General features: G+C 37.9%; 17 protein-coding genes, 1 pseudogene, 1 riboswitch and 1 other annotated feature. Of the genes and pseudogenes, 14 read left to right on the forward strand and 4 right to left on the reverse strand.

Annotation, left to right across the window (positions count from 1 at the left end):
* Position 1 precedes the first annotated feature (1 nt).
* Positions 2-1132, reverse strand: a complete 1131-nt coding sequence (locus tag AC1DFT_RS13550) for a polysaccharide deacetylase family protein (protein ID WP_478159286.1) — start codon at positions 1130-1132, stop codon at positions 2-4.
* Positions 1133-1395: 263 nt separating this feature from the next.
* Between AC1DFT_RS13550 and AC1DFT_RS13555 the strand changes: the two genes are divergently transcribed.
* From AC1DFT_RS13555 to AC1DFT_RS13565, 3 genes are all read left to right on the forward strand, one after another.
* Complete coding sequence (locus tag AC1DFT_RS13555; RefSeq protein WP_478159287.1) at positions 1396-1659, forward strand: CD3324 family protein; 264 nt, start codon at positions 1396-1398, stop codon at positions 1657-1659.
* A 153-nt stretch (positions 1660-1812) separates the two neighbouring features.
* The gene (locus AC1DFT_RS13560) at positions 1813-2451 is read left to right on the forward strand and encodes a FusB/FusC family EF-G-binding protein (protein ID WP_478159288.1); all 639 of its coding nucleotides are present in this window, start codon (positions 1813-1815) and stop codon (positions 2449-2451) included.
* Between the two features lie 68 nt (positions 2452-2519).
* Positions 2520-3164, forward strand: a complete 645-nt coding sequence (locus tag AC1DFT_RS13565) for an NUDIX hydrolase (RefSeq protein ID WP_478159289.1) — start codon at positions 2520-2522, stop codon at positions 3162-3164.
* A 76-nt stretch (positions 3165-3240) separates the two neighbouring features.
* On the opposite strand, the gene AC1DFT_RS13570 is transcribed toward AC1DFT_RS13565, so the two are convergent.
* On the reverse strand, positions 3241-3804 hold the full coding sequence (locus AC1DFT_RS13570; protein ID WP_478159290.1) for a 3D domain-containing protein: 564 nt from the start codon (positions 3802-3804) through the stop codon (positions 3241-3243).
* A gap of 273 nt (positions 3805-4077) precedes the next feature.
* Positions 4078-4926 carry a KPN_02809 family neutral zinc metallopeptidase gene (gene ypfJ / locus AC1DFT_RS13575; RefSeq protein ID WP_478159291.1) on the reverse strand — a complete coding sequence of 283 codons (849 nt, stop codon included), beginning with the start codon at positions 4924-4926 and terminating at the stop codon, positions 4078-4080.
* A 118-nt stretch (positions 4927-5044) separates the two neighbouring features.
* Between ypfJ and AC1DFT_RS13580 the strand changes: the two genes are divergently transcribed.
* The 9 genes and pseudogenes from AC1DFT_RS13580 to AC1DFT_RS13620 all read left to right on the forward strand — a co-directional run bounded on the left by AC1DFT_RS13580 (position 5045) and on the right by AC1DFT_RS13620 (position 13844).
* Positions 5045-6076: a S66 family peptidase gene (locus AC1DFT_RS13580; RefSeq protein WP_478159344.1), complete on the forward strand. Its 1032-nt coding sequence runs from the start codon at positions 5045-5047 to the stop codon at positions 6074-6076.
* 3 nt (positions 6077-6079) lie between these two features.
* A complete protein-coding gene (locus AC1DFT_RS13585) occupies positions 6080-7168 on the forward strand; it encodes an NAD(P)/FAD-dependent oxidoreductase (protein ID WP_478159292.1) in 1089 nt (362 codons plus the stop codon).
* A 25-nt stretch (positions 7169-7193) separates the two neighbouring features.
* Positions 7194-8102: a methyl-accepting chemotaxis protein gene (locus tag AC1DFT_RS13590; protein ID WP_478159293.1), complete on the forward strand. Its 909-nt coding sequence runs from the start codon at positions 7194-7196 to the stop codon at positions 8100-8102.
* A gap of 121 nt (positions 8103-8223) precedes the next feature.
* The gene (locus AC1DFT_RS13595; protein WP_478159294.1) at positions 8224-8520 is read left to right on the forward strand and encodes a hypothetical protein; all 297 of its coding nucleotides are present in this window, start codon (positions 8224-8226) and stop codon (positions 8518-8520) included.
* 139 nt (positions 8521-8659) lie between these two features.
* A riboswitch (purine riboswitch) is annotated at positions 8660-8761 on the forward strand.
* Positions 8762-8905: 144 nt separating this feature from the next.
* Complete coding sequence (locus tag AC1DFT_RS13600; protein ID WP_478159345.1) at positions 8906-9493, forward strand: xanthine phosphoribosyltransferase; 588 nt, start codon at positions 8906-8908, stop codon at positions 9491-9493.
* Positions 9490-10758 carry a nucleobase:cation symporter-2 family protein gene (locus AC1DFT_RS13605; RefSeq protein ID WP_478159295.1) on the forward strand — a complete coding sequence of 423 codons (1269 nt, stop codon included), beginning with the start codon at positions 9490-9492 and terminating at the stop codon, positions 10756-10758. Before AC1DFT_RS13600 ends, AC1DFT_RS13605 begins: the two co-directional genes overlap by 4 nt.
* Positions 10759-11200: 442 nt before the next feature.
* Positions 11201-12478 carry an MDR family MFS transporter gene (locus tag AC1DFT_RS13610; protein WP_478159296.1) on the forward strand — a complete coding sequence of 426 codons (1278 nt, stop codon included), beginning with the start codon at positions 11201-11203 and terminating at the stop codon, positions 12476-12478.
* A gap of 388 nt (positions 12479-12866) precedes the next feature.
* Positions 12867-13349, forward strand: a pseudogene (locus tag AC1DFT_RS13615) (NUDIX hydrolase); the annotation flags it as partial.
* Between the two features lie 51 nt (positions 13350-13400).
* The gene (locus AC1DFT_RS13620) at positions 13401-13844 is read left to right on the forward strand and encodes a GNAT family N-acetyltransferase (protein ID WP_478159346.1); all 444 of its coding nucleotides are present in this window, start codon (positions 13401-13403) and stop codon (positions 13842-13844) included.
* Between the two features lie 100 nt (positions 13845-13944).
* Here AC1DFT_RS13620 and AC1DFT_RS13625 read toward each other — a convergent pair whose 3' ends face one another.
* Positions 13945-15309 (reverse strand): aspartate kinase, encoded by a 1365-nt coding sequence (locus AC1DFT_RS13625; RefSeq protein WP_478159297.1) that lies wholly within the window; start codon positions 15307-15309, stop codon positions 13945-13947.
* A 379-nt stretch (positions 15310-15688) separates the two neighbouring features.
* Positions 15689-15919, forward strand: a binding site (T-box leader).
* Between the two features lie 58 nt (positions 15920-15977).
* Here AC1DFT_RS13625 and AC1DFT_RS13630 point away from each other — a divergent pair.
* Together AC1DFT_RS13630 and serA are read left to right on the forward strand one after the other, a co-directional pair.
* On the forward strand, positions 15978-17138 hold the full coding sequence (locus AC1DFT_RS13630; RefSeq protein ID WP_478159298.1) for a pyridoxal-phosphate-dependent aminotransferase family protein: 1161 nt from the start codon (positions 15978-15980) through the stop codon (positions 17136-17138).
* Positions 17138-18724 (forward strand): phosphoglycerate dehydrogenase, encoded by a 1587-nt coding sequence (gene serA / locus AC1DFT_RS13635; protein ID WP_478159299.1) that lies wholly within the window; start codon positions 17138-17140, stop codon positions 18722-18724. The genes AC1DFT_RS13630 and serA overlap by 1 nt, the downstream gene beginning before the upstream one ends.
* Positions 18725-18785: the final 61 nt, after the last annotated feature.

Here is an 18785-nt window from a genome sequence, read left to right on the forward strand (position 1 = left end):
CTTAAAGGGTAGTGTCTCGTAGGAAGTTTTGTACGATATGATGGTCTGGTTCGTATGTTCTGAGTGTATAGCCTTCTTTTTGAAGCCATTCTATTATTTGCGGTAGTGCTTTTGTTGTTTGGCTACGGTCGTGGAGAAGGATGATGATGTCACCGTCTCCGGATTTGTAGGCTTTTTCTACTCCGATTTGGACATTTTGGACAATTTTATTTGCTTCTTTATCGGTGTATTTCCAGTCGTTCGAATCGATGTCCCAATCCCATAGTTTAAAGTCGTTCTTTATTAGCTTGGCTTTCATAGCAGTTGTTATATGTGGTTTGCTGCCATAGGGTGTGCGGACAAGTTTTGTGTCTTTCCCAGTCATTTTTTTGACTAGTTTCGTTCCTTCAATCATTTCGTCTATGAAAGATTTGGAAGAAAGGTAAACTTTGCTTTTATCATGTGTCATGCTATGCGTTCCGATATAATGACCATCTTTTACTACTGAATTGATAATGGATGCGTTCTTTTTCATATGGTTTCCTAAAAAGAAGAAAGTTGCTTTGGCATTATATTTTTTTAATATGGAATTATTGAGAGCAGTAAATTTGTTGGGACCGTCGTCAAACGTTAAGTAGACATTTGCTTTTGAAGTGGTCGTTGAAGGTTGTTTTTTATTCAAAAGTTTCTCTAAATAGCCTTCAAAATTTGCGTGCGACATATGAGTCCAGTCTTCTTTGTAGATACGTTGTGTTTTCTGTTTTTCGAAGTTTTTCACTTTGTATCCTATTTCATTTGCCATATATTCTACACTGATAAAAAGTTTGCCATCCACTTTAACAATTGGGGACCACTCGAGTGCTACCCCGTCTTTAGATGTTAGTTGTGACTTTTCGTTATAACTAATTTCTATTCCGTTTTTTCGTATGTAAGTAATGCCTTTTTCTATTTCAAAAGGGATATCTAGATGTGCTGCAATTTCCTCAAGTGGAACTTTTGGATCTTGATTGATTACTTTGATTTCACTAAAATCGAGCAAGTGATCTTGGAAGGCTATGAGATGGGGCAAAGGTGTTTCGGCTGCTATTACAACGGTTGTACTAAAGATAGTAGAAATGATAAAAGCAGCCAATATTATAAAATATCTTTTCATGAAATGGATCACTCCTTATATAGTTTAGAATCTCTTTTTTAAAACTATATGTATTTGGTAATCCATGTATGCTTGTTATAAACTATGAATAAAGAGAGGTGAGTTTCGTGGCAAATAATAATAGAATGCCAGATAGTGCAACGTCTCATGCAAAGCCTAATTATAGAAAGGCGATACTTTGCGTGGGAAGACCTTTAATCGCCATTTCATAATGTCGGCTTTGCACCTTATTGGAAGTTTAAAAAAGATAAGGAGCGAGCAACATGACTTATGTAAAAGCAACTTCTGTATTACCTGAAGATCTTGTAAAGGAAATCCAGAAGTATATACAAGGGGAAACTATTTATATTCCGAAACTTGATAACAACTACAAGCAGTGGGGAACATTATCTGGAGAAAGACAGAGAATCGACGATAGAAATTATTCGATTAAACAAGCTTATAAGAGTGGAACTTCGATGGTTCAATTAGCGGAAGAGTTTTTTCTATCCGTTGAAACGATTAAAAAGATAATTTATACAAAGTAATTTATACTGAGCTGATAAATCCATAAAAGGATTATCAGCTTTTTGTATGCAAAGAACATTTCCCAATCGTCTTTTCCATTTATTAAAAGATAACTTCCCGCTACAATAAACTAGTAGAAAACATTAGTAAAAATGTGTTAAGGAGAGATAAGTATGCATCCTTTTATTAGAAACGATCAATTTAATTTCATAAAAAATCAAGGGCAAGCATTAATAAATGGTCATTCTACGGTAAACGATCAGCGCGTATTAAATGCTTTAAAGTCCATAACTAGCGAAAAAATATCCAATTTGTTCGAAAATCTAAATGAAGAACAAAGACAATTCCTACATCCCATTATAGAAATAAAAGAAAAAGCAGATGCCGAAGCATTATTGGCACATATAAAACCTTATGTCATCCCTTTTAAAGAAGTAACAGAACAAACCATTAAAAAGTTATTTCCAAAAGTGAAGAAACTAAAAACTCCTTCACTAGAAAATATAGATTTTAGGGAGATTTCTTATTTAGGATGGTTGGATAAAGGCTCCAACAAAAAATTCCTTATTGTAGAATATCAAGGTAAACTAGTTGGAATTATAGGAGACTACACAATCTCCAACAAGAAAGGTATTTGTGCGCTATGCAATCGCATCGAGGAAATTGGAATGTTTACCTCTGCAGTAAAAGGCGCAACACAAGATGCTTATATTAAGAGGGGCAATTATATTTGCCAAGACAGTCATAAATGTAATCACAATTTGATCTCATTAGACAAACTTAATGAATTTGTAAATCTCATAAATGGATGATTACAATCTTGTTGCAGGTGCCAGGCACCCGTAACAAGATTGTCATAAAAGGAGGGAGGGAAATAGAAGTGGAAGAGGAATTGCTAAAGATTTTTGATAGAAATAGAAATGCTATCGGAACGGCTGCACGCCATGAAGTGCATAAGCTTGGACTTTGGCATGAAACGTTTCATTGTTGGTTTATCAGTAGGGAAGAAGGAATAGATTATATCTATTTGCAAATTAGAAGTGAATCCAAAAAGGATTATCCTGGATTGTTAGATATTACGGCTGCAGGTCATTTATTAGCTTCGGAGACCGTGCGTGATGGCGTTAGAGAAGTGGCGGAAGAGCTTGGAATTATGGTGTCATTTGAGGAATTAGTTTCGCTTGGGATACTGGATTATTCGGTGACTATGGGTGAACTTATTGATAAAGAGTTGGCCAATGTTTATGTTTATACATGCAATTTAGATTTTGATGATTTTGTCCTTCAAACAGAAGAGGTTTCAGGAGTTGTTCGAGCGGAATTCAAGCAATTTACGGAGCTTTGGTCAGGGAAATCGAATAATCTAGAAATAGAAGGTTTTGTAATAAGTGAAGCAGGAACAAGGATCCCTGTTAATAAACTAGTAACGATAGCTAGTTTCGTGCCCCATGAAAATTCATATTATGAATCAGTAATTGAAGGGATAACCAATAAAGTAATTCTTCGCGATTTCGGCTTAGAATAAAGTTTTAGTTATTAGTGAATAGAAAAGGGGTTGCACCAAAGATAATAATAATCTCTTGTGGCACAACCCCATTTGGTTATTCTAATATTTTAATCGTTACGTTTTTACGTCCCCATTTATATGCATCGCTTTTAGAGGAGAAAAACACATCAATTTTGTTTCCTTTAATATTTCCACCTGTATCGCCTGCAATAGCATATCCATATCCTTCTACATGAACTTTTGTTCCGAGCTTGATGACTTTTGGATCAACCGCTATTACTTTAATATCCGGATTCTTTTTTAAGTTAATGCCTGTGCTTGTAGTCCCAGAGCAACCGTTGCAATTCGCAGTAAATGCACTAGCGGATACAACAATCTCCTTCACGACTTTATCCTCTGAATCGGAGCGAGAAGGATTTTTTGTTTTTGCAGCTTGTTTTGTAGTAGTGATTTTCAGTTTTTGTTTCGGTTGAATCGTATCAGATGTTAAGTTATTCCATGATTTTAAATTGGAGATCGATACATTATATGTTTTCGCAATTTTATATAATGTGTCCCCTTTTAGTACGGTGTGCGATGAAGATGCTGCCACACCTGTTGAAGTTCCGCTAACCAATAATGCAAATGTGATGATGAGTGTCCCAAGAATTTTTCTCAAATACTCTACCCCTTGCTATTTAGTCTACTCCATATATTAGCAGTGTTGTATTACAGGAACATTACGACGATTTACCAATAACATTACAAAGTAGATGTCTAATATTACAAGGCAATAAAAAGAGTGTATGCACCAGCCATTTGAAACATGCCAAAAACCCTTCAAATTAATATTTGAAAGGCTTTGTAAGTATATGTTTTAACTGAATTGAGAGAGTTTCGTGACTGACGAGCATTTACCTCAATGAAAAAGGCAGACTCACAAGAATCTGCTTTAAGGGGAGGTGGTTTTAAAAGTATCTCCACCCTGTATGGTTCCATTTTCATAGCCTTTGTAGAACCAGGATTTACGCTGTTCAGAAGTACCATGGGTAAAGCTTTCTGGTACGACATACCCCATTGCTTGTTTTTGCAATGTGTCATCACCGACCGCGCTTGCAGCAGTCAGTGCTTCATCTAAATCCCCTTCTTCCAACAAGCCCATTCCTTGTGCATGTTTTGCCCATACTCCGGAGAAATAATCTGCTTGAAGTTCAAACCGAACAAGGTATTTATTGAATTCCTCTTCGCTTAACTTTTGTCGAAGGGGCATTACTTCCTCCGTAGTTCCTAGCAGTGTTTGTACATGATGACCTACTTCATGAGCGATCACATAAGCCATGGCAAAATCCCCAGGTGCATGGAATTTCTCTTGCAATTCCTGATAAAAGCTCAAATCGATATACAATTTTTGATCACCTGGACAATAAAAAGGACCGACAGATGCACCTGCAGCGCCACATGCCGAATTTACACTATTGGTATAAAGAACAAGCGTTGGTTCTGTATATTGTAAGCCATTTTCTTGAAATATTTTGGTCCAAACTGTTTCTGTATCCGCGAGCACAACAGATACAAATTCTGCTAGTTCTTTTTCTTGTGCCGTTTCCTCGTATGGGACAGAGCTAGATGGCTCGGTTACACCTAAATTACCAATTAAATCTGCTGGATTTCCACCAAGCAAGGTTACGATAAGCACTATAATTAATCCTAAACCTCCGCCAACACCAGCAATTGCTTTTCCGCTGCCTTTACCACGTCTGTCTTCTACATTGGCACTCCGCTTTCTACCTTGCCATTTCATCTCGTTCACTTCCATTCGCACTGATATAATTATCTTATACCCAAATTCTTTAAGTTTAGACAATAATAAATGGAATGTTTCGGCTATAATTATACAAAAAGGGTGGGAATTTATGATGATGCTAAAAAAACCAAAAATGCTTCAAGCGGGCGATAAAGTAGCTACGATCAGTTTATCTTGGGGTGGTGCAGGGGAACCTGATTTAACATGGAGGTATGAACAAGGAGTCGAACGACTAGAAAAAGTGTTTGGTCTTGAGGTCATTGCAATGCCAAATAGCTTAAAAGGCGCTGATTATTTATATGAAAATCCACAAGCAAGAGCAGAGGATTTGATGGATGCTTTTAAGGATCCTTCGATTAAAGGAATCATTTCCAATATTGGCGGGAGTGAAAGCATTCGCCTATTTCCATATATTGATTTTGATGTCATTCGATCAAATCCGAAAGTATTCATTGGTTACTCAGATTCTACTGTGACTCATTTGTTTTGTCACAAAGCGGGAATTTCTTCTTTTTACGGTCCTGCCATATTAATGGACTTCGCCGAAAATGTAGAAATGCATGATTACACAGTGGAAGCTTTGAAAAAGACTTTATTTTCAAATGAAGTAATCGGGGAAATTAAACCAGCGCTTGAATGGACCAGTGACCGCCTGGAATGGATTGAAACAAACAAATATACAAAACGAAAAATGTATCCCAATAAAGGTTATGAGGTGCTGCAAGGAAGTGGCATAGCTCAAGGAACATTAATCGGAGGATGCATCGAAGTATTAGAATTTGCAAAAGGAACGTCTCTTTGGCCAGACCAATCGTATTGGAAGGATAGTATATTATTTTTCGAAACGTCCGAAGAAATGCCAGAACCTTCGAATATCGAATATTGGCTACGGAACTACGGTTCACAAGGAATTTTACAAAAAGCAAAGGGCATCATTTTCGGAAAACCTTTGAAAGAAAAATATTACGAAGAGTATAAAGAGTCAATTGTAAAAATTATGAGAGAGTTAGAGTTAACGAATTTGCCTATTCTATACAATTTGAACTTTGGTCATACCGAGCCGAAATTTGCCTTACCGTATGGAGCTTTGGCAGAAATCGATTGTGAGAATGGTACTTTTTCTATTTTAGAAAGTGGAGTGGAGTAATAAATGGCTTCTTTTATCGTGATAGGTGGAGGAATTTTAGGTGCCTCCACGGCGTATCACCTGGCAAAACAGAACGTGAAAGTTACATTAATTGATCGACAGGATTTAGGGCAAGCATCAGCAGCGGCCGCGGGAATAATTTGCCCTTGGATTTCTCAAAGAAGAAATAAAAAGTGGTATGCACTTGTTCGAAATGGTGCCAAATACTATAAACAGCTTGTAAAAGAGATCGAGGAATTAGGGGAAACTTCGACTGGTTATAAACAAGTAGGAGCAATAGCATTGCAAAATGATGCGAAAAAGCTACAAAAAATGTTCGAGCGTGCAATGGAAAAACGGGAAGAAGCTCCGGAGATTGGTGACTTGAAAATTCTTTCTCCGGGTGAAACGAAGTCTTTATTTCCACTTATTTCGGAAGACTTTTCTTCTTTATACGTCGAAGGGGCTGCTAGGGTGGATGGGCGTGCAATGCGAGATGCCTTAATTAACGCAGCGAAGAAGCTAGGAGCGGAAGTGATTTATGGCGATGCGCAGCTTCTGGATGGTAATGTTTTCGTAAATGGAAGCCAATTAAAAGCGGATAAAATTATTCTCACTGCCGGCGCTTGGGGCAATGAAATTCCATCAAAACTAGGAGTGAATATGAAAGTAAGCTTTCAGAAAGCACAAATTATGCACTTTCATATAGAGGATGAAAACACAGGGGACTGGCCGGTTGTGTTGCCTCCATCCAACCAGTATTTACTTACATTTGATCATGGGAAGGTAGTAGCTGGTTCCACTTACGAAGAAAATACTGGTTATGATATCCGTGTAACAGAGGAAGGAAAGCGAGAGTTACTCGATAATTCTATAAATATTGCAAAATCTTTAGAAAATGCCGAAGTAAAAGAAGTACGAGTAGGGTTTAGACCATACACGCCTGAATTTCTTCCGGTAATAGGAAATTTACCTGGTTTCTCAACGATTTATTTTGCAAATGGTCTAGGAGCTTCCGGTTTAACAGCGGGACCATTTGTTGGTGCTGAACTTGTTAGATTTGCATTGGGGCAAGAAACAGTACTTGATATATCTGCATATGCTCCGAATTAATTGGAAAAAGGATGGGTTTAGTAGAATGAGTTTCTCTCAAGTGGAAGAAGTAAATGACATGACGGTTGTAAATGCATTAGAAAAAAACTTAGCGATTATTCGGTTTGACTTAGACCGTCGAGTAGCATATGTGAACGATAATTTTGCCAATGAACTTGGCTATGCGAAAGAAAAAATGTTGGGAATGAGCCATCGTGATTTATGTTTCGGGAAGTATGTGAATAGTAATGAATATGAAAAGTTCTGGAAAGATTTAGATGCTGGAAAGACATTTCACGATAAAGTAGAGCGCAAGGATGCTAATGGAAACAGTGTTATGTTAGAAGCAACGTATATGCCTATTTTTGGGGAGCGTGGTCAAGTACTTGGCGTAACGAAGGTAGCTACGAATGTTACAGATCGACATAATAAGATAATCGACGTAACGAAAGAACTTAATGCAATGTCCGGGGATTTAAGTACACGTGCAGAAATGGGTATTAAAAGAAATGAAGAATTGTTAGGGAGAATCGATGAAATTGCTAGTGTTTCAAAAGAAAACACTGCCACATTAGAAAACTTACAAGTACAAGCTGATTCCATTCGAGGCATCGTTCAAACAATTAGAGAAATTGCGGCACAAACGAACCTACTTGCACTAAATGCAGCAATTGAAGCTGCTCGAGCTGGCGAACATGGAAGAGGGTTTAATGTTGTTGCACAAGAAGTTCGAAAGCTTGCAGCAAGAGTAGAAAATTCCATCGTAGAAGTCCGTGAAAACATAGAAGGTATTACAAAAGAAGTGAACAAAGTGACGCAAAGTAATGGAAAGACACAGCAAAGTATTGAACAGAGTCAAGATGAAATTCGTGTAGCACTTGAGGAGTTTAAAGGCATTTCTACAGCTTCTGAAAAGCTAGAAGCTCAAACAAAGGAGTTCGTTACGCTTATTTAGTTTTATTCAAGATTAAGGGCTATCTCTATGCGAGATAGCCCTTAGTTAATTGTGAAAGTACCTTGTATTGAATAGTAATAAGTAAAGCATGATAGACTATAGGGTGATATAGGAGGGATATATGTTGAGTGAGCATTCCATTATTTATATAGAGATTGAGCGGAAAATAGATTTTTATTTTCAAATGCAGCAAATTGAAATACAGCATAAACTCCAACTAAATTCGGAAAAAATTATTTCGACCAGCCATCAATTTGAGCTTAGTAACGTCCACGACATCTCACATAAAACCTTTTCATTTGGAGGAGGGATTCTATACTTACATACAAACCAAGGGGTATTTTCTTATAATATCCAAGTTAACCCAGCAACCTTCATCCATGCATTCAAATCATTAAAAGCGGAAAATAAAATATAACAAATATTGCAGATGTATTACAGGCGTGTTGCAGTTTGTTGCAGGTGCCTGGCACCTGTAACAAACTGCAATGGAATTTTGTGAATCCTCCAACTTTTTTGTATTCATTGAATTAGAAAATTGTCGTGCTATAATGGGAAATATTCAAATAGCAATAACTCGTATAATCGCAGGGATRTGGCCTGCAAGTTTCTACCGGCTTACCGTAAATGGGCCGACTATGGGTGGCAGTGAAATAAATAAATTATGGCCAAGTTGTCATGATTTCTTTTATTTTAATTCGAATTTATAAGCTCGAATGACATTGTTCCACTCCTCGTATGGATGGACAAGGTCTTCGGGCTTTTTTGTTTGAAAAATTTAATACGAAGGGAATCAAATGAATATGAAATTATTAAAAGAAAAAATTGTCCAAGAGGGTAAAGTCTTATCTGAAAATGTGTTGAAAGTAGATACATTTTTGAACCATCAAATCGACCCTGTGCTAATGCAGGCAATTGGAGAAGAATTTGCTGCACGCTTTAAAGAAGCGGGCATTACGAAAATTTTAACAATCGAGTCTTCAGGTATCGCACCTTCTATGTTTGCGGGTATAGCTTTAGGCGTTCCGGTTGTTTTTGCTCGCAAACGTAAATCACTAACTTTATCCGGGGATTTATACACGTCGAAAGTGCATTCCTTTACGAAAAATGAAACGAATGAAATTTCCGTTTCAAAAGATTTTATCAACAATGATGATGTCGTGCTGATCATTGATGATTTCCTGGCAAATGGACAAGCGGCTCTTGGACTGATTGAGATTTTAGAACAGGCAAATGCTAAAAATGCGGGTATAGGAATAGTCATTGAAAAAGGGTTCCAAACAGGTGGTAATCTTATTCGTGAAAGAGGAATTCGAGTAGAATCTCTTGCGAATATTAAATCTTTAACTGGTGGACAAGTTGCTTTTTATGAGGAAGACCCAATCTCATGAACAATACTTTAAGAAATACAGCACTTGGTATTCAACATGTTCTGGCTATGTATGCTGGAGCGGTTATTGTTCCCCTTATTGTAGGTGGGGCGATTGGTCTTAATTCGGAGCAGTTGACCTATTTAGTTGCTATTGATATTTTAATGTGCGGTGTTGCAACCATTTTACAAGTAATGAGCAATCGCTTTTTCGGTATTGGATTACCTGTTGTTTTAGGGTGTACCTTTACAGCAGTAGGTCCAATGATTGCAATCGGCGGGGAATATGGTATTTCCGCTATTTATGGAGCGATTATCGTATCGGGTGTTTTTGTAGTATTGGTAAGTGGAGTTTTTGGATATCTTGTGATGTTTTTTCCGCCGGTAGTAACCGGTTCGGTTGTAACGATTATTGGGATTACACTTATTCCTGTTGCGATTAATAATATGGGTGGAGGTCAAGGTGCAAGTGATTTTGGATCTATTTCTAATATTTCATTAGCATTTGGTACATTACTTTTCATCGTGTTGCTTTATCGTTTTTCAACTGGTTTTGTTAAGGCAATTTCTATTTTACTTGGTATTATTCTTGGTACCGTTGCAGCGATATTTATGGGGAAAGTAGATTTTTCACCTGTAGCAGAAGCAGGTTATTTTCATATGATCCAGCCATTTTACTTTGGTACACCGACTTTTGAATGGTCACCAATTTTTACGATGATATTGGTAGCAATGGTGTCGTTGGTCGAATCGACCGGCGTTTACTTTGCACTTGGTGATATTCTCGAGAAAAAAATAGAGAGAAAAGATTTGGCCAAGGGTTATCGTGCAGAAGGTATTGCCGTGTTATTAGGTGGTATTTTCAATTCATTCCCATATACTACTTTTTCGCAGAACGTGGGTTTAATGCAAATGTCGGGTGTTAAAACGAAAAATATTATTTACATAACGGGCGGTATGCTAATAGCACTCGGGTTCATCCCTAAAATAGCCGCGCTAACTACTATTATTCCAGCGTCTGTGCTTGGTGGCGCAATGATTGCTATGTTCGGGATGGTAGTGGCCCAAGGCGTAAAAATGCTTAGTAAAGTAGTGTCAGGTTCAGGGGATAATTCGATGATTATTGCTTGTTCGATTGGTATGGGACTTGGGGTTACAGTAGTTCCAGACTTATTTGTATCTCTTCCGAATGGCTTCCGAATTTTAACAAGTAACGGAATTGTAGCTGGCAGTGTAACGGCAATCGTGCTGAACATTATCTTTAATATGATTCCTTTTAGAAAATAATATAACCAATAAAGTGCGGAGGTTCCTATACCTTCGCACTTTTTTATAGGCGAAAACTAATGCGTGCTATAGAGGGAATGCGTCGTAGTCATTGTCATCTCCATACTAAGTAAACTTGTTATTTTAAGAATTGATTGCTTTCATCGGCAATTTAGTTGCTCTCGTGCGGATCTGGTTGCTTTCGCGTTGATTTAGTTGCTTTTCGAATAGAACTGGTTGCTTTCAATGCTCGATTAGTTGCCCTTATCCACTTATTGGATTTATCGCTACTACATGTGAGGTAATTTTATTAAAAAAGAGCAAACTTATGCTATCCTAAAGGTCCATTTTGCCTGAGAACAGTTTTTTGTTTGTAAAACATATGTAAAAGCCTAATTTTCTGTTTCGAAATCCGAAGTATTATGATAGGATTGTATAATCTATAAGATACGAGGAAAAAAAGATGAGAATTAGGGATTGGGATAGGCCTTTAAAAGTCCGATTGTTCGGCGAGTTTTTTAGTAATTTAAGTTTTTGGATGGTGTTTCCGTTTCTTGCTATTTATTTTGCGGATGAATTTGGAACTAGTATGGCTGGAATATTACTTGTCATTTCACAAGTATTTTCTGTCGCGGCAAATTTAATCGGGGGTTACTGTGCGGATCGGTTTGGTAGAAGAACCATGTTGTTCTTTTCCGCAACGGTAGAAGGGGGAGCGTTTATACTTTTCGCGTTCGCCAACTCACCTTGGTTGGATTCTCCAATGCTCAGTTTCCTAGCTTTTACAATAGCAGGAGTAGCCGGATCGTTTTATCATCCCGCAAGTCAGGCAATTGTTGCAGACGTTGTGCCGGAGCATCAGAGGAGTACTGTTTTTTCAGTGTTCTATACATCTATCAATATTTCGGTAGTAATTGGGCCAATCGTTGGAGCAGTACTGTTTTTCCAACATCGCTTTATTTTACTGCTTGCTGCTGGTATTATATTTTGTTTAGTTGGTTTGGCACTTCGATTGTTAACGGAAGAAACATTACCAGAAGAGATGAAAAATCAACTAGCTGCTAAAGGCGGAAATGGCTGGATGCAAGTGGTAGTCGATCAAGTGAAGGCTTATGGATTAATCGTGAAGGATAGAGTGTTTCTCCTTTTTATCATTGCCGGTATTTTGCTTGCACAAACGTTCATGCAGTTAGATATGTTGATACCTGTTTATATGAAAGAAGTAATCGATAAGCAAGTATTAGGGAATTTCTTTGGTAGGGAATGGTCTATAACTGGTGAAGGTTCTTTCGGTATTTTATTATCCGAGAATGGGCTATTAGTTGTGTTATTAACGGTATTTGTATCAAGATGGATGACTAAATATCCAGAAAAATGGGTGTTCTTTCTTTCGTCGTTTTTATACATGGTTGCAATGCTGATTTTCCCGATGACCGCAAATTTCTGGGTCTTCGTTCTCGCGATGGCGATATTTACGTTTGGGGAGCTCGCGACAGTAGGATTGCAAGAAAGCTTTGTGTCTAAACTAGCACCTGCCGATATGCGTGGTCAATATTTTGCAGCGGCAAGTTTACGGTACACGATTGGACGAACGATTGCACCATTAGTATTCCCGCTTGTAACGTGGATCGGCTTTACTTGGACGTTTGTTATACTGGCGGTTTTAGCGATAGTTAGTGGATTCATTTACTTAGTGATGTTTAAAGAATATGAGAAAAAACAAAAAGAAATAGTTGCGTAAATTGGACAAGGGGCACTCTAATGAAAGAGTACCCCTTGATTTTGTATAGGTATAACATAACTTTTGAATTTTAAATTTCATCCCGAAAAAATTCGGGGAATAATCTACATGAAAGAGTTCCCTTTCAATGCCGCGGTAAATTGTTCCACTGGTTGCTTTCTAACCTAAGCAACGTAAACCCTACCTTCTTTTACGTCCTTGCGACCCTATAGCCGCGCCAGTGTGAATAAGTATTATCAAAAACACATAAAGCAGAATGCCAAATTTCTAAAATTTATGCCGTACCAAAATTGTCAACATATCGCATTATCCCATAAATAAATCATGATGTCAATCAAAAGTGATTTAAATGGTATAATTATCGAATAAATATAGGGGTGATGAGAAAATGGAAATTTGGGATATTTATAATGAATTCCGTGAAAAAACAGGGAAAATGCATATCCGTGGTGAGGATTTGCAGGAAGGAGATTTTCATCAAGTCGTGCATGTTTGGATAATGAATGAAGCGGGGCAACTTTTAATCCAAAGAAGACAGCCTTGGAAAATAGGTTGGGCCAATATGTGGGACTGTGCAGCTGCCGGATCAGCACTTGCAGGTGAAACAAGTGAAGAGGCTGCAATCCGGGAAGTAAAAGAAGAGCTTGGAATTGACTTAGAGATGTCCAATTCAGAGATTTTATTTACAATCAAGTTTCCAAGGGGATTTGACGATCATTTTCTTGTTATGCAAAATGTAGATATAGGGGAATTGAGCCTACAATATGAAGAAGTGGCGGATGCGAAATGGGCTTCTATGGACGAAATTTTGGAGTTAGTTCAAAGCGGAGAATTTATTCCATATCATATTCTAGAGGTTTTATTTACAATAATTCAATCTAAGATTTCGCTAAGAAAAGCAACTGCGGAAGATGCGGAAGAGTTGTTTGAATTACAAAGAAAAGTATTTACACCCTTGTATGCAAAATATGAAGATCATGAAACAACCCCGGTAAATCAGACGTTTGAGCGTTTTGAAGAGCGTTTGAAAACTGGCGACTACTTTAAAATAACGCTAGGAAATTCGCTTATCGGAAGCGTACATGTGTATCCAAAGTCACCTGGTGTTATGAGACTTCATATGATTAATATTCTAGATGAATTTCAAGGGAAGGGTATTGCCCAACAAGTGATAATGCGTATTGAAAGCTTATACCCAGAAGCGAAGAGCTGGGAATTGGATACAATATTAGAGGAACAAAGAAACTGTTATTTATATGAAAAAATGGGCTATGTGCAAAGGGATGAGCAATGGAAAGTAAATGATAAAATGACACTCGTTCATTATGTGAAAACAAACCGTTTGAACCATATGCCATGTCTTTGACAAGTATGTTACGGGTGCCAGGCACCTGTAACATTCTTATAACATACGCATCATGAATAAACCTCCAAGAAGATCCACGTTTCTTGGAGGTTATGATTATTTATCCGACTGTTACAGGTGCAAAGAATTCACTATATAGTTCGCGTAATATTTTGTCTTCATTACTTCTATGAACACCGAATGAAAGACTAACTTCGGATGATCCTTGGTTAATCATTTCGATATTGGCACCAGTTCTAGAAATAGCAGTTGCCGCTCGTGCTGCGAGTCCCGTGCTATTGTTCATACCTTCTCCAACAACTACAATCATCGAAAATTCATGGCGGAAGTGCACATCTTCTGCATGAAGCTCGTTTAAAACACGGTCTATAATACGCACTTCTTTTTCAGGTGTCAGTTGATGGCTTCGCATAATAACGGAGATATCATCTAAACCTGACGGCGTATGCTCGTATGAGATATTTTCTTCTTCTAAGATTTGAAGTAGTTTACGACCGAAACCGATTTCTCTATTCATCAAATATTTGCTTACGTACAAAATAGAAAACCCATTATCTGCACTAATTCCAGTTACGGGTCGACGGTTAGCTTTTCGCTCTGCTACGATTTTTGTTCCTGGAGCAGAAGGGTTGTTTGTGTTTTTTATACAAACAGGAATCCCGCTTTTATAAACAGGCATTAAAGCCTCATCGTGGAAAACGGAGAAGCCTGCATAAGAAAGTTCGCGCATTTCGCGGTATGTTATTTCTTCGATTTCTGCAGGACTATTAACAACTCTTGGATTTGCGCAAAAAACAGAGTCGACATCCGTAAAGTTTTCGTATAATTCCGCTTGTACTGCCGCTGCTACGATGGATCCGGTTATATCGGAACCACCACGTTCGAATGTGCGAAGAACTCCACCTTTTGTGTAGCCAAAAAATCCAGGGAATACGATGATTTCCGAACTGTTTCGTAGTGTGCTTAAATTGTCGTAAGCTTGGGGTAATGCTTGTGCACGCTCCGGTAAATCGTTCACGACTAAACCTGCTGTTTTCGGATTAACGTATTGGGCTGGCATACCAATGCTAGTAAAATATGTAGAAATAAGTTTCGCGTTATTATCTTCTCCACTCGCTTTTATATTATCTACAAATAGTTCTATATTAGCTTTATCTTCGTGGGTACGAGTGCGTAAGTCTTTTTCAATCACATCACCAATCGTTTGATCTAATCCAAGTCCTTCTGCGATTTCTCTATAACGCTGAACCACATTTTGCAATTTTTCTTCGACGTTTTCATTATGTAGTGCCGCATTTGCTAATTCGATTAATAAATCCGTTACCTTTTTGTCAGCATCGTATCGTTTTCCAGGTGCTGACACGACTACGAATTTCCGAGAAGGGTCTGCTTTTACGATTGCTGCTACTTTTTTTATCTGTTCCGCATTTGCTACAGATGTCCCACCAAATTTACTTACTTTCATTTTATCAAATCCTTACTTTTAATATGTGAGTGTATTTCCAGAAAAAACAAATGATTTTATACAGTGTACAAACTATAGTTGTTTTAGTCAACATATTTGTCGGAACAAATAAAAGTAAATTCATTCTAACACGAACGAAAGTATTTTAAAAACATTTAAAGTTCGATTATTACTTATTATATGTTGTTAATAGTTGGTGATTTTATACATTGATTAATGAAACACGAATTATAAAATTTCATTAAAAATTTTTATTATTGAAAAAGGCGCTAAATCAACGTTTTTAAATACGAATTTTAAATGATAACGCTTTCAAATATTTTTACTATATTGACAATAAAAATTACTCTGATAATATGGATTTAAATTCAATAACACGTAAACAATTTGGATAGAGACAAGTTTTATAATTTGAAATCTAAGAGAGCTGATGGGTGGTGCAAATCAGTGATTTCGATTATAGAGTTCCACTCTTGAATTGGTGAGCTGAAAGATCTAGTAGGTTCATCCGTGCAATGCGCGTTAAGCATATTTCTATTGAGGCTGCAGATTTTTTGCAGTAAATTTGGGTGGTACCGCGTGAGTTTATTACAAGCTCTTCGCCCCTTACATGTATATGTAGGGAGCGAAGGGCTTTTTTGTTTTTCAAAATAGGGAGGAGAATGAACATGTTACAAGATCAAACCATTTTAAGAATTCCAGGGCCGAGCCCAATTCCACCAAGTGTCCAGCGGGCAATGAACCAAACAATGATTGGGCATAGAGGAAAAGAAACATCACAAATGTTGAAGAATATTGCTCCTGGATTGAAACGTGTTTTTGGAACAGAACAAGAAGTAGCGATTATTGCAGGGAGCGGAACAGCGGGATTAGAAACTGCTGTAGTCAATGTAGTGAAACCAGGCGACGAAGTACTTGTTGTTGTGACAGGAGCATTTGGCGATCGCTTTACAAAAATTTGTGAGGCCTACAATATTAAAACGCATGTGTTAAATGTGGAGTGGGGGAAAGCATTAGACCCGGAAGAAGTAAAAGATTATGTGGCAGGGCATCCAGAAGTAAAAGTTGTTTTCTCTACATATTGCGAAACATCTACAGGTGTACTTAATCCGATTGATCGACTTGCAAAAGCGATTCAGGAAGTGTCAGAAGCCTTAGTCGTAGTAGACGGTGTTTCATGTGTCGGTGGGGTTGAAACGAAAATGGATGTGTGGGGAATCGATGTAATGGTAACCGGCTCTCAAAAAGCATTCATGTTGCCAGCTGGCTTAACGTTTGTTGCCGCTAGTGAACGTGCATGGAAAGTGATCGAAGAAAATGAGCAACCTAGATTTTACTTTAGCTTAAAGAAATATAGAGACAACTTATTGAAAGATACAACACCTTTCACTCCTGCACTTTCTTTACTATTTGGTCTAGAACAAGTGCTTACTTTAATCGAGGCAGAAGGATTAGAAAATGTATACAGCCGTCATGATTTGTTAAAAAGAATGACTCGAGCTGCGTTCGAAGCGATTAATATTCCATTATTAACAACGGATGAAGATGCTTCACCAACTGTAACTGCTGTTCAGCCGGAAGATTTCGATGCAGAGGAATTCCGAAAAATATTGAAGCAAGAATTTGCGATTTCTATTGCAGGTGGTCAACAGCATTTAACCGGCAAGATTTTCCGAATCGGCCATATGGGATATTGCTCTCCTGCGGATGTGCTTCAAATTATTAGTGCAGTTGAAATAGCATTAAAGAAAATCGGAAAAGATATCGAACTAGGCAAGGCTACAGCTGCAGCACAACAAATCTATTTAAATGAAGGGGAGAATAAATAATGGCATTCAATATATTAATAAGTGATCCACTAAGTGAAGATGGCATTTATCCTTTAAGACAAGCAGAAGGTTTTAATATTGTGATAGAAACGAATTTATCACCAGAAGAACTGGGAGAACGAATTGGAGAGTTTGATGCATTACTTGTTCGCAGCCAAACGCAAGTAACTCGCGAAATTATTGAAAAAGGTACAAGACTAAAAATCATAGGTCGAGCTGGCGTTGGGGTAGACAATATCGACCTACCTGCAGCAACAGAACGTGGAATTATCGTTGTAAATGCACCAGACGGCAATACAAACTCAGCTGCCGAGCATACAGTAGCCATGCTTATGTCTCTTGCACGCAATATTCCACAAGCCTTCCATGCTTTGAAAAATCAAAAATGGGATCGCAAATCTTTTATTGGGGTGGAGCTTAAAAACAAAACACTAGGTGTAGTCGGCCTAGGGAGAATAGGAGCAGAAGTAGCAGCGCGTGCAAAAGGTCAACGAATGAATGTGATTGCTTATGATCCATTTTTGACACCGGAAAAAGCAGAAAAACTAGGCGTTCAATTTGGGACAATCGATGAAGTAATCAGTGCTGCTGATTTTATCACAGTGCACACACCACTACTGAAAGAAACGCGTCATCTAATTAATAAAGAAGCATTTGAAAAAATGAAAGACGGCGTGCAAATTATCAACTGTGCACGCGGGGGCATTATCGACGAAGATGCATTGTACAATGCGATTGTAGAAGGAAAAGTAGCTGGAGCGGCATTAGATGTATTTGAAGAAGAGCCGTTTTTAGATCATAAGCTTCTTACGCTACCGCAAGTAATCGCAACACCTCACTTAGGTGCAAGTACAGTAGAGGCACAAGAAATTGTTGCAGTGGATGTTTCTTATGATGTTGTAAGCTTTTTACAAGGTGGAGTTGTGAAGAACCCAGTAAACCTTCCATCTGTACCAAAAGATATTATGGCAAAAATTGAACCATACTTTAACCTAGTAGAAAAACTTGGTGCCTTTTTAAGTGACTTAGCAGACGGTGTAGCAGAAGAATTAAATATTTACTACTCTGGTGAGTTAGCTAATATGACGGTAGGTCCACTGACAAGAAATGCAGTGAAAGGTTTATTGAAAAGTAAACTTGGCGAATCAGTCAATGATGTAAATGCTAAATTCCTTGCTGATCGAATTGGCATTGTTGTAAATGAGCATAAAACAACAAAGTCTAAAGGATTCACTAGTTTGATAACTGTCGAAGTGAAAACAGCTACGGAAACACGTAAAGTATCCGGTACTCTGTTAAACGGTCTAGGAGCACGAATCGTGCGTGTGGATGATTTTGTTGTAGACGTAGTGCCAGAAGGTTATTTATTGTTCATTCGCCATAAAGACCAGCCAGGTGCTATAGGTCGCGTAGGAACGCTACTTGCAACGGAAGGTATTAATATCGCAGGGATGCAAGTTGGCCGTTCTGAAGTTGGTGGGGATGCGATTATGATGCTTTCTATTGATAAGCATGTGGAAGAAACAGGTGTGGAGCAATTAAAAGGCTTAGAGGATATTTATGATGCAACGCCGATTGATTTGTAATTAAACCCGATTACGAGCAAAGAAAGAGGATATCCGCGCATATCCAAGGGGAGCGAGCATA

The sequence above is a fragment of the Psychrobacillus sp. 05T411 genome (genome assembly GCF_056396485.1).